13 protein-coding genes are annotated in these 11,895 nt (G+C 63.3%); 3 read left to right on the top strand and 10 right to left on the bottom strand.

What is annotated here, in order from left to right; translation table 11 throughout:
* Positions 1-43: 43 nt before the first annotated feature.
* The 9 genes from B3873_RS22180 to B3873_RS22140 form a co-directional block, all read right to left on the bottom strand.
* Positions 44-403, bottom strand: coding sequence for a 5-carboxymethyl-2-hydroxymuconate Delta-isomerase (locus B3873_RS22180; RefSeq protein ID WP_286869115.1), 360 nt, complete (start codon positions 401-403; stop codon positions 44-46).
* Positions 404-516: 113 nt separating this feature from the next.
* Entirely contained in the window at positions 517-1,494 is a 978-nt protein-coding gene (locus B3873_RS22175) for a threo-3-hydroxy-L-aspartate ammonia-lyase (RefSeq protein ID WP_286869113.1), read from the bottom strand.
* Between the two features lie 73 nt (positions 1,495-1,567).
* The gene (locus tag B3873_RS22170; RefSeq protein ID WP_286869111.1) at positions 1,568-2,224 is read right to left on the bottom strand and encodes a helix-turn-helix transcriptional regulator; all 657 of its coding nucleotides are present in this window, start codon (positions 2,222-2,224) and stop codon (positions 1,568-1,570) included.
* A gap of 344 nt (positions 2,225-2,568) precedes the next feature.
* Positions 2,569-3,342, bottom strand: a complete 774-nt coding sequence (locus tag B3873_RS22165) for an amino acid ABC transporter ATP-binding protein (RefSeq protein ID WP_039787624.1) — start codon at positions 3,340-3,342, stop codon at positions 2,569-2,571.
* Between the two features lie 9 nt (positions 3,343-3,351).
* Positions 3,352-4,011, bottom strand: coding sequence for an amino acid ABC transporter permease (locus B3873_RS22160; protein WP_286869110.1), 660 nt, complete (start codon positions 4,009-4,011; stop codon positions 3,352-3,354).
* A 9-nt stretch (positions 4,012-4,020) separates the two neighbouring features.
* The gene (locus B3873_RS22155; protein WP_039787626.1) at positions 4,021-4,857 is read right to left on the bottom strand and encodes a transporter substrate-binding domain-containing protein; all 837 of its coding nucleotides are present in this window, start codon (positions 4,855-4,857) and stop codon (positions 4,021-4,023) included.
* Positions 4,858-5,267: 410 nt separating this feature from the next.
* A complete protein-coding gene (locus B3873_RS22150; RefSeq protein WP_276837400.1) occupies positions 5,268-5,684 on the bottom strand; it encodes a GFA family protein in 417 nt (138 codons plus the stop codon).
* A 21-nt stretch (positions 5,685-5,705) separates the two neighbouring features.
* Positions 5,706-6,773, bottom strand: a complete 1,068-nt coding sequence (locus B3873_RS22145; RefSeq protein ID WP_286869106.1) for a saccharopine dehydrogenase family protein — start codon at positions 6,771-6,773, stop codon at positions 5,706-5,708.
* A gap of 159 nt (positions 6,774-6,932) precedes the next feature.
* Complete coding sequence (locus tag B3873_RS22140; protein WP_039787628.1) at positions 6,933-7,397, bottom strand: Lrp/AsnC family transcriptional regulator; 465 nt, start codon at positions 7,395-7,397, stop codon at positions 6,933-6,935.
* Between the two features lie 199 nt (positions 7,398-7,596).
* On the opposite strand from B3873_RS22140, the gene B3873_RS22135 reads away from it, so the two are divergent.
* From B3873_RS22135 to B3873_RS22125, 3 genes are all read left to right on the top strand, one after another.
* On the top strand, positions 7,597-8,859 hold the full coding sequence (locus tag B3873_RS22135) for a D-amino acid dehydrogenase (protein WP_286869104.1): 1,263 nt from the start codon (positions 7,597-7,599) through the stop codon (positions 8,857-8,859).
* 37 nt (positions 8,860-8,896) lie between these two features.
* The gene (locus tag B3873_RS22130) at positions 8,897-10,609 is read left to right on the top strand and encodes a thiamine pyrophosphate-binding protein (RefSeq protein WP_286869103.1); all 1,713 of its coding nucleotides are present in this window, start codon (positions 8,897-8,899) and stop codon (positions 10,607-10,609) included.
* A gap of 66 nt (positions 10,610-10,675) precedes the next feature.
* Complete coding sequence (locus B3873_RS22125; RefSeq protein ID WP_286869102.1) at positions 10,676-11,338, top strand: aspartate/glutamate racemase family protein; 663 nt, start codon at positions 10,676-10,678, stop codon at positions 11,336-11,338.
* Positions 11,339-11,360: 22 nt separating this feature from the next.
* On the opposite strand, the gene B3873_RS22120 is transcribed toward B3873_RS22125, so the two are convergent.
* On the bottom strand, positions 11,361-11,895 hold a 535-nt coding region (locus B3873_RS22120), incomplete at its 5' end, for a phospholipase D-like domain-containing protein (protein ID WP_286869101.1).

Below are 11,895 nucleotides of genomic sequence, written 5' to 3'. Positions count from 1 at the left end.
CGTTTTGAGGGCCGCGCCGTGATGGCGCAGGCAGGCCCGCAGCTTATTGCAGGGCGAGCTTGAAGTAGCTCTCGCGCTGCATGTCCACCACTTCCACCGTGAGCTGTACCTGCAGATCCTTGGGCCAGCTCTGGTCCTTCTGGATGGCCGCGCCCAGCAGGTCGGATACCTGCTTCTTGTCTTCCAGCGTGCGGCCGGTCAGGATGGCCAGGCGCACCGCCACGAAGGCACGTTTGGCCTCCGGTGCGGTACCGACCAGGTAGTTGTCCAGACGCACGGCACGCGCCTTGATGGCGTTTTCTTCAAAGTGTCCGCTGGCCACCAGTGCCTGGTTCAGCTTGAGCAGCGTCGGTTGCACATCGAGGGCGAGATTGCCGGTGTATTCCAGTACGAGATGGGGCATGGTGTTTCCAGTCCTTGTGGGTGAGTGGAGGGATCAGCATTGAATGATGAGGGCTCAACACTGTAGGCCAAAACGAAGTCGCGTGCGATTGGGCTCACTGATGCGCCAGATAATCAGGACAAATACCCCGACAGCTTGCCCAGGTCGATGTTGCCGCCGCTGATGATGACGCCCACGCGTTTGCCCTGCAGCTGGTCCTTCAGCTTGCGGGCGGCGGCAAAGCCCAGGCAGCCGGTCGGCTCGACCACCATCTTCATGCGCTCGGCAAAGAAGCGCAGGCCGGACACCAGCTCGGCATCGCTGACGGTGTGGATGTCGTCCACCAGCTGGCGAATGACGTCGAAGGTGTACTTGCCCAGATGCTGCGTCTGTGCGCCATCGGCGATGGTCTTGGGCGTATCGATATGCACGATCTGGCCCGCGCGCAGTGACTGCTGTCCGTCGTTGCCGGCTTCCGGTTCGACGCCATAAATCTTGCAATCGGGAGACAGTGCCCGCGCCGCCAACGCCGCACCGGACAGCAGGCCGCCGCCGCCGAGGCACACGAACAGCGCATCCAGCGGACCGGTTTCCTGCAGCAATTCGAGCGTGGCCGTGCCTTGTCCGGCCATCACGTGCGGATGATCGTAGGGTGGGATCAGCGTCATCTTGCGCTCGGCGGCCAGGCGCGCACCGATCGCCTCGCGGTCTTCGGTATAGCGGTCATACATCACCACTTCGGCACCATAGCCGCGCGTGGCGGCGACCTTTGCTGCCGGCGCATCCTCGGGCATCACGATGACGGCGGGAATGCCCAGCAATTGCGCGGCCAGCGCGGTCCCCTGCGCATGGTTGCCGGAGGAGAAGGTGATGACGCCATGCTTGCGCTGTTCGCTGTCGAACTGCGAGAGCGCATTCATGGCACCGCGGAACTTGAAGGCCCCCATGCGCTGGAAGTTCTCGCACTTGAAGAACAGTTGTGCGCCCACTTCCGCATCGGCCGTGCGCGAACGCAGGACCGGCGTTCTGTGCGCCCACGGCTTGATGCGTTCGGCGGCCAGCAGGACATCGGCGAAGCTGGGGGATTCGGTAGCGCTGGAGACGGGGATCATGAGGTTTCCTTCAAGTGGGATGGAAAGAGACAGTGACGATGCATATGGCGGGGAGCGCGCGTGACGGCCGCGCTTACTCCTTCTCGTCGTTGTAGACGGTAGCGCGCGAGACACCCAGATGCGCGGCCACGATCTCGGCCGCGCGCCGGATATCCAGGCAGCCGGACTGGCGCAGTTCACGCATGAGCTGGCGGCGGTCTTCGGCCTTGAGGCTGCGCGGCGTAGTCGACAGCCGCGCGGCAAAGGCATCGATGCGGCTGCGCAGGCCTTCGGCACCGGCCGGCTCCAGCGTTTCAGCCACGCGCACGCCCTGGTCGATGCCACCGAACTGGCGCAGCATGCCCTGCAGCGCGCCGAACAGGGTCAGGTCGATGTTCATGCACAGCGCGGCCACGTATTTGCCATCGACATCCTTGATGCCGATCGAGGTGCTCTTGGCCTGCCGGCCGTCGGGCAGCGTATTGGCGTAATTGGTCAGGACCTGCGGATAGCTCTCGTCGGCGATGCGCGCCAGACCCAGTTCGGTGGTGGCGTCGCCGACCTCGCGGCCGGACAGGTTGTTGTGCAGGGCGACGATGGAGTGATCCGCATCGCGCAGGTCGTGCAGTACCACTTCGCAGAAGGGAGCGAAGGTCTCGCCCAGGCCCTGCGCTACCTGTTGCAGTTGGGACAGCAACAGGGCGTGGTCGGGGCGGTCGGTTTTCTTTTTTTTGCGGGAGCGGGAGTTCATTCGATACATATTATCTAAAACTAGACGATATGTATAGATGACGTTCGTTCTGTCCTGAATCCATGCCGGAGATGAGATTCCCTGTACGGCCGATCCGGCAAAAAAAGGTGGTCTGCGACAGACCCGGCGTAGCGCAATGGGCCTGCAGTGCCGCGCATGGGCGGAATCGACGAAGCGGCAGGGCGGGTATTCGCCTCGCCCATTCGCTGAGACCAGCTTTCCCGGGGAAGCAGCAGGTCCCTCATCCTGTCTTCAACCAAAAGTTGAGAATCGCTCTGCAGCTTGGCCAATGAGCCAAGGCCGGCCGCCGCCGACTTTGGCGAGCATCACGCAAGCTGGCAGACTCAGGCCGCGATCTTGTGCACCCGCGCGAGGAAAGCCTGGGTGGCCGCCTGCGTCGGCGCATCAATCACCTGCGCCGGCGGCCCGGCCTCGACCACCACACCATCGCGCATGAAGATCACCTTGTCCGCAACCTCGCGGGCAAAGGCGATTTCATGGGTGACCAGGATCATCGTCATGCCGCGCTCGGCCAGTTGCTTGATGACGTTGAGGACCTCGCCGACCAGCTCCGGATCCAGTGCCGAGGTGGCTTCGTCGAACAGCATCACTTCCGGATCCATGGCCAGCGCCCGCGCGATGGCCACCCGCTGCTTCTGGCCGCCGGAGAGCTTCTCGGGATACATCTCCGCTTTCTCCGCCAGCCCGACCTGCGCCAGCAGTTTCATCGCCTGGGCATGGGCATGCGCCTTGGGGCGGCGCAGTACGGTGACCGGGCCTTCCATCACGTTCTGCACCACCGTCATGTGCGGGAACAGATTGAAGTGCTGGAACACCATTCCTGTCTGCGCGCGAAAACGTGCCATGGTCCGGTCGCTCAGCTTTTCCGGCACCGTCTGGTCGAAGTCAAAACACTCGCCGCCGATCTTGATGACACCGTGATTGGGCGCGGCGAGCAGGTTCAGGCAGCGCAGCAGGGTGGATTTTCCCGAGCCCGAGGGACCGATCAAGGCCACCACTTCGCCCTTGGCAATCTCCAGGTTGATGTCCCTTAGTACCGTCTGGTCGCCAAAGGACTTCTTCAAGCCGCGTACAGAAATCATGATGGGTTTGCTCATGGCGCTTCCTCAAGCCTTGATCTGATGCAGTTCCAGCCGCTTGGCCACCACGGTGGCCGGGAACAGGATGATGAAATACAGCACCGCCACCAGGGTATAGATCTCCAGGGGGCGATAGGTGTCGTGGGCGATCAGCTGGCCCTGGTAGACCAGGTCGGGGACGGCCAGCACCGAGAGCAAGGACGTGTTCTTCAATTGCATGATGGACTGGCTCACCAGCGGCGGCGTCATGCGCCGGAAGGCCTGTGGCAGGATCAGCCGCCGCATCACCTGCCAGCGGGTCATGCCGATGGCCTGGCCCGCCTCGGTCTGCCCGGCATCGTTGGAGACGATCCCGCCTCGCACGATCTCCGAGTAGAAGGCCCCGCCATAAAGCGTCAACGCCAGCGCAGCCGCCATCCAGGGCGAGAGTTCGATGCCCAGCAGTACCGGTAGCGCATAGTAGAACCAGATCAGCTGCACCAGCACCGGCGTGCAGCGGAACACCTCCACATAGCCGCGCAGCACACCGCACAGGGTGCGGTTGGAGGAGACCCGGCCCAGACCCACCAGCACGCCTACCAGCAGGCCGGTGACGACGACCACGGCGGTGAAGAGCACCGTGGTGATGACGCCCGACACGATGATGCCGCGGTATTGCCACAGCATCCCGAAATCCCAGCTGTACATGGCCGCTCCTCAGAACTTGAGCTGCGGTGGGAAAGCGGTCGGGGGCACCTTGGCGAGATTCTGCATGTTGGCCACGATGATTTCGCGGATGCGGCCGGCCTTGCGCGATTCCTCCAGCCAGCCGTTCACTGCGGTCACGAAACTCTGATCGGCCTGCTTGCGGATGCCGATGTTGGTCGGGGCCGTTTCATCCGGTGTGGGGAAGACGATGTGACCGATGTTGGGCAGTTTCACCAGCAGCGAGGTCGACAGCAGCACCACCAGCACCTGGCAGTCGGCGCGTCCCGATTGCAGCGCCATGGTGGCCGCGGCCGAGGTCTCGAAGCGCAGGATGGTGGCCTTGGGCAGAATGCGCGTGACCAGCTGGTCGTGCGAGGAGCCCACGTCCACGGCGACTTTGATTTCAGGCTTGTTGAGATCTTCCCAGGCCTTGAACTCCAGCCCCTTGCGGGCGACCACGGTATTGATGTTGTTGTAGAGCGGGTTGCTGAAGTCGACCACTTCGCGGCGCTGTGGCGTGGGTGCCATCGCCAGTTGCGCATCGATCTTGTTGGTCTGCACGTCCAGCACCGCATTGCCCCAGGTGGTCTCGACCCATTCGACTTCGGCCTTGAGATAGCGCGCCAGGTCACGGCCGAAATCAGCACAGAAACCTTTCCACTCCTGCGTCACCAGATCCTTGTTGAAATAGGGGATGGCACCGTTGATGGCACCCAGGCGCAGCTTGCCGGTACGCTTGACGCGCGCCATGGTCGATTCGATATCCTGGGCGAAGACTTCCGGCAGGGTCAGTACGGCCGTGCCGGCCAGTGCCGATTGAAGGAAGTGTCTGCGTGAAATGCTCATGTGGGTCTCCTGGTAGGGTGGGTCGTGGCTCGTGCTTGCGGGGTTTCACTTGAAAAAAGACTGCGGTACAAAGCGCATTGCAGGCGGGGTCGACCTAGCGATTTTCATGCCATCCATACGCACGGCTGATCGATGCAGTACTCGCCCGGCCAGCCTCTTGCAAGAGGCTGGCCGCACCATGAACGGTCGGTGTTGCACCACGGTGAAGGCATGTGCCGGCATGGTGCTTGCTGTCTGCCTTCGTCAGGCGCGTTCTTGTCGCTATTGTCGTGGCCGCTGAGGCTGAATCCGTGAGCTGAATCTGTGAACTGCAAATTGCAATTTGCGGTTTCCCTGAAAATTATTTAAACAATTATCGTCGGGAATGCGTTGCCGTGCACGCCGCACTGCACATCGTCGCGCGCGCGGCATCAGGCCGTGTCGAGCGCCCATGCACGGCCATCATGATCGCGCACGCGCACCGTCGCCAGCCAGAGATGGACGTCTTCCACGCAGCGCACGTTGACGTTGATCTGCGCAGGAGCCGAGCGCGGGTGGCAATGAGTATGCGTGCCGCACAAGCGACAGAAGAAATGCGTGGCACGCAGGGTGCCGAAGCGGTACAGGTTCAGTGCCCGGGCGCCGGCCAGCAATTCGAAGTGGCGGGCATCGATGCGATGGTGCAGTGCGGCCTTGCGCACGCAGTAGGAGCAATTGCATTGGACCACCTCCTCGATATGGGAGAGGAAACGGAAGCGTACGGCACCGCAGTGACAGCTGGCCTGATGCAGGCGCAGGCCTGGCGCGGTGCCCCGGTCCTCCACGTCAGGATCCTGGGGGCGGGACATGGAGGACGCTCTCGAGGCGGATCAGGCGTAGACCTGACCGAAGCGGTTGGCCAGGAAATCCGGCAGGCTGATCGCCTCCTGGCTGATGAAGCCGCGCTGCGGCAACTTGCCGAGCCGGAACAGGTCGACCGCCGTGCAGACGCCGGAAGCGGTGGTGCTCTGGATCGCACTCTCGTAGTGGCCTTCCTCATGAATGGCGAAAATCTTGCGGGTGAAGACTTCCTGGACGAACTTGTCGCCGCGCATGCCGCTGACGGTCACGAACACCAGCACCACGTCCTGCATGGTGGTGGGGACGGCCTTGCGCAGGATGGTCTTGAGCAGTTCCTGGTCGTGCTTCAGGCCCAGGTCGCTGAGCAGGAATTTCATGCGCTGCTGGTGACCGGGATAGCGCACCGATTTGTAGTCGAGATTGCGGATGCGGCCGGCCAGCGTTTCACACAGCGTGCCGAGCCCGCCGGAGGTATTGAACGCTTCATACTCCACGCCATCCAGCGAAAAATGTTCGATGTCGGCCAGCGGATCGACCGCGACCTTGACGCCGTCGCGCAGGGCTTCGCAGGGATGGCAGTACTCATTGACCAGTCCGTCCACGCTCCAGGTCAGGTTGTATTTGAGTTCGTTGGTGGGGTACTGCGGCAGCGCCCCGACGCGCATCTTCACGTCATGCACTTCGTCGAAGGAACCGGCCAGATGGTGCGCGGCGATGCCGATGAAGCCCGGTGCCAGTCCGCATTGCGGCATGAAGGCCACGGGCGCGTCGGCAGCCAGCGCGGCGATGGCCTTGGTGGCCCGCACGTCCTCGGTCAGATCGAAGTAGTGGGTGCCGGTACTGCGCGCTGCGCTGGCCACCTTCACGGCCATGTGATACGGCAGGGCGTTGATCACGATGTCGGCCGGGTGCAGCAGTGCTTCCAGCGCCCGCGCATCCGAGGAATCGACCACGGCCTTTTCGATGTTGAGCGCGCTGACGGCCTGCAGGGCCTGGGCATCGCGGTCGGCGATGGTGACGTTGTAGTCGCCGCTGTCGGACAGCAGACGTGCAATCGTTTGGCCAATGTGGCCCGAACCCAACAAGACGGTGCGCATGATGAAACTCCAGAGTGAATGAGACGAAGAGGCTGGTCTTCATTCTAGGAAGCTTCGCGGACAGAATATACGGACAATGTGTCAGAAAGCAGGGTCCGGCACTACAGAAAGTAGTGCGACTTCGTCATTCTGTCGGGTCGCCTGATCCGGAACGGCCGTTCAGCGGGTCTTGGGCGCATCGCCGCGGTCGATCTTGCGTGCCAGCACGACCGAGGTGGTGGTTTTGATGACGCCATCCATTTCGCCGATCTCGTCCAGGATGCGGTCGAGCTGCTCCGGCGTGCTCACGCGCAGCCATGCGACATAGTCGAACTCGCCGCTGACCGCGCACAGCTGATGGACTTCCGGCATGCGGTTGAAGCGCCGCACCACATCCTTGCCCGCCTTGGGCTGCAGGGTGATCCCAACATAGGCCTGCAGGCTGGAATCGAGCACGTCGCTGCCCAGCTTCAGGGTGTAGCCGGCGATGATGCCGCTTTTTTCCAGACGCTCCACGCGCGCAATGATGGTAGTCCGCGCCAGGTCCAGCCGGCGCGCCATGTCGGCCACCGAGGCCCGCGCATTCATCTGCAATTCCGAAATGATCTGGCGATCGACATCGTCCAGCAGGTCCAGTCTGATCATGCTGTGGGCTCCAGGGAAGGGAGGAAAAAATCAGCAAACACTACAGAAAGACGAAACGGCACGTCATTACGTCAGTTTAGACCACTATTTCGACGTTCTTGCCCTTTTTTGTGTCAGCGCTCCACCCTAGACTGCGGTCTCGCTGCCGGCGAGTGCGCCGGTCCCTTCCATGCTTCATTCTTTTGCAGGTGCAGCGCACATGAAAGTCGTCGTCATCGGAGGTGGCATCATCGGCACGGCCACCGCGTACTGGCTGGCCACTCGCCACGTTGAGGTGGTGCTCATCGAACGCGAGGCCGATGTGGCCTGCCAGACCAGCGCCGGCAATGCCGGCGTGATCGCACCCGGCTATGTGACGCCGTGGGCAGCGCCGGGCATGCCGGGCAAGATCCTCAAGTATCTCTTCAAGGCCAGTTCGCCAGTGGTGTTCCGGCCGCGGATGAGTGCACGGCAATGGCGCTGGATCAGCCAGTGGCTGTGCAACTGCACGCTGGAGCGCTATCGCCGCAACAAGCTGCGCATGCAGCGCATCGCCTATTACAGCCGCGATTGCCTGCACGAGTTCCTGGCACGGCATCCATTTGATTACGGCCGCAGCCAGGGCTATCTGCAGCTCTTTCGCAGCCGCTTCGACGAGGACATGGCGGCCCCCGCACTGGCCTTGCTGGAGGAAGCCGGCATTGCCCACCAGCGCTTGAGCGCGGCGCAATGCGTGGCGACCGAACCGGGGCTGCAGCACGCGCGCATCGAACCGCGTTCGGGCCTGTACCTGCCCGATGACGAGGCCGGGGATTGCGCGGTCTTCGCGCGCCAGTTGCGGCGCTTGTGTGAGGAGATGGGCGTGCAGTTCCGCTTCGGTACGCAGGTCAGCGGTCTGCGGGTGCAGGGTGGACAGGTGCAGGGTTTGCAGGTGAGCAGCGCAGGGCAAGCCGGGCAGTTGGCCTGCGATGCCCTGGTGGTTGCCGCCGGCGTGGACAGCCATGCCTTGCTGGCACCGCTGGGCATCCGTGTGCCGCTGTATCCGGTCAAGGGCTATTCGGCCACCATTCCCGTCCGCTTTCCCGAGGCGGCACCGCGTGCGGCCGTGATGGATGAATCCCTGAAGACGGCCATCACCCGCATGGGGGATGTGGTGCGAGTGGCTGGTACCGCCGAACTGGGCGATGACCGTCTGCAGTTGCGCGCCGCTTGCCTGCATACCTTGCGTCAGGTGATGCGTGACTGGTTTCCGCTGGCCGGCGATCTTGATGATGCGCAGTTCTGGGTCGGACGCCGTCCCATGACGCCCGATGGACCGCCCCTGCTGGGTCCCACGCCGGTCCGCAATCTGTTCCTGAACCTGGGTCACGGTTCGACCGGCTGGGCCATGTCGCTGGGCTCCGGCCGCGTCGTGGCGGACCTCATCACGGGTACCCCGCCGGCCATCGATATCGATGGCCTGACCCTGGCCCGCTATCCATGAGCAAGGCAACCCTTACCCCTACCGAAACGGAGAAAACATGACTGGTGCAGATGTCCTCGTGAAACTGCTGGAAGAATACGGCGTTGAAGTGATCTTCGGCGTGCCCGGCGATACCAATGTGGCTTTCTACAAAGCCCTGAACCGCTGCGGCAAGGTGCGCCACGTGATGGCACGCGACGAGCGCTCGGCGCTCTACATGGCCGACGCCTATGCGCGCTACAGCGGCAAGCCCGGCGTGGCCGAGTGCCCCAGCGGTGCCGGTGCCATGTATTCCCTGCCCGGCATGGCCGAGGCCAACAGTTCTTCCATTCCGCTGATCCTGCTGACCAACGATATTCCCCTCAAGGGCGAAGGTCGCGGCATGATCACCGAGCTGGACAACGCCAAGCTGTTCGAACCGGTGTGCAAGCTGTCCTTCCAGGTCAAGACCACGGCCAAGATTCCGGAGGCAGTCAGGCGCGCCTTCCGGACCGCCACCTCGGGTCGTCCGGGCGCGGTGCACCTGACCTTCCCCGAAGATATCCTGGCCCACGCCTCGGCCAGTACGCCGGACGAGATTTACGCCGAGCCTGAGTGCCGGCGCTTCCCGGCCTTTCCCATGCGTCCCGATGCGGATCTGGTGCGGCAGCTGGCCGCGTTGCTCGACGCATCGCGTCGCCCGGTGCTGGTGGCCGGCGGCGGCGTGATGCATTCCGATGGCGGGGCAGCCCTGCTGGCCCTGGCAGAGAAGATCGACGCCGCCGTGGTCACCACCATCACCGGTCAGGGGGCGGTGCCGGACGAGCACCCGCTGGCGCTCGGTGTCATTGGCGACAATGGCTTCCATCCCCATGCAGCACGGGCGGTCGAGGAGAGCGATCTGCTGGTCTACCTCGGTTGCAAGATGGGATCGGTGGTCACCATCGGCTGGACCTTCCCCAGCCATCAACGGGAACGCCAGCGCGTGCAGGTCGATATCGACCCGGCGGTACTGGGCAATACCGGTCGCAACGACCTCAACATCGCCGGCGACGTCCGTTCGGTCTTGCAGGATCTGCTGCCGCTGGTGACGCAGCACGAACCGCGTGCGTGGAATGCTGAACTCAACGGCATGCGGCGTCGATTCTGGGAGCAGGCCCAGGCGGATCTGCACAGCGATGCACTGCCGCTCAAGCCCCAGCGCGTAGTCCACGAATTGAACCGCCGGCTGCCGCCGCGTGCGGTCATGGTCTCCGACGCCGGCACGCCTACGCCGCACATGACGCGTTATCTGCGCCTGCCCGGCGATGGTTCGCGGCTGGTGATTCCGCGTGCTTTCGGCGGACTGGGCTATGCGATTCCGGCGGTGGTCGGTGCCTGGCTGGCGCGGCCCGACGTGCGGCCCATCGGCCTGTTTGGCGATGGCTCCTTCTCGATGTCCTGCGGCGAACTGGAAACGCTGACCCGCCTGCAGGTACCTGCCGTGCTGCTGCATTTCAACAATGGCTGTTTCGGATGGATCAAGGCGCTGCAGAAGCTGCACAACGATGCGCAATATCTCTCGGTCGATTTCACCCGGCTGGATGTGGCACGCATCGCTCAGGGCTTCGGCCTCAAGGGCTTGCGTGCGGCCAATGCCGAAGAACTGGTCGCGGCACTGGATGAAGCCTTTGCCAGCGAGGGGCCGGTGCTCATCGATATCGTCTCCGAATCCATCGTCGATGAATGTCCGCCGGTCTATTCATGGATCAAGGCCATGGGCAAGGATCCGCTGGCCGTGGGTGGCGCATAGCAGGCGTTTTGCCCGGGTTTGGTTAGAATGCCGGGCATTCCTTCCGATTTTTTGCAGAGGCCCCGCATGCTTGGCATCGTCATGCTCGATACCGTTTTTCCGCGTCCCGTGGGCGATATCGGCAATCCCGCGACCTTTCCTTTCCCGGTGCGCTTGCGCAAGGTCAGCCGGGCCTCACCCCAGAAGGTGATCTTCGAACGGGCCAGCGGCATGGTGGATGACTTTGTCAGTGCGGCGCAGGCCTTGCAGGCGGACGGCTGCAAGGCCATCGTGACCAGTTGCGGTTTCCTGGCGCTGCATCAGCAGACCATCGCGGCAGCGCTGGAGATTCCGTTTGCCAGTTCCAGCCTGTGCTGGTTGCCCACGCTGTATCACGCCTTCGGCGGTGCGCGCCATGTCGGCATCCTGACGGCGTCCGGTGCCAGTCTCGGGGCCGCGCATCTGGCTGCGCTGGGGGGCAGCATGGAGTCGCCCATCGTGGGCATGCCGGTGGCGTCTGAATTCGCGCGGGTCATCGTGGGCAATCAGCCCGAGGGGGATATGGATCGGGTGCATGCCGAGATGGTGGCGGCCGCCGATCAGCTGGTCGCCACGCAACCCCAGGTGCGTGCCATCCTGCTTGAATGCACCAACATGCCGCCGGTGGCGGGCCTCATCGCACAGCGCACCGGGCGTCCGGTCTTCGACCTGGTGGGACTGGCCAGGCAGATGATGGGCCTGGCACCCTGAGTGCCAAGCTGGTGAAGAGGTCCTAAGGCTTGCCCTTGGCCGGCTTGGGATAAACCTTCAGTACATCGATGGGCTGGGCATAAGGCGAGCTCCAGGTCTGCTCATGCAGGGCCGCCACGCGTTGTGCCATGGCCGCGTCGTGCAGCACCACTTCCAGGTTGCGCGAGTTGTCCAGATAACCGCCGGCCCAGTTGCTGGTACCGACCCAGGCCACCTTGCCATCGATGCTCATGGCCTTGGTGTGGATCACTCTGGCGAAGGGGATGAAACCGCTGCTGGCCTGCGGCAGGGTGACGATGCGGATCTCCACGTTGGGCAGCACCGCCAGGCTTTGCAGGTAGCGGATGGCGGGGGCCTCGGTGTTCCAGTTGGACACCATCAGCTTGATCTTCACGCCGCGCGTGGCCGCTGCGCGCAGGGCATCATCGATCACGGCGTAATAGGGCCGGGTGTGGTTGGGACCATAGGAGAGCGGCGCATAGTCCAGCAATTGCACCCGCACTTCCTGTTGCGCTTCTCCGATCAGGCGTACCAGTTCGCTTTGCGAATCGCCCACG

Source organism: Herbaspirillum sp. UBA812, from assembly GCF_002296545.1.
GTDB classification, from domain to species: Bacteria; Pseudomonadota; Gammaproteobacteria; order Burkholderiales; family Burkholderiaceae_D; genus Herbaspirillum; species Herbaspirillum huttiense.
Note: the sequence above shows the minus strand (reverse complement) of the source record. Positions and strands in the feature narration are given on the sequence as shown.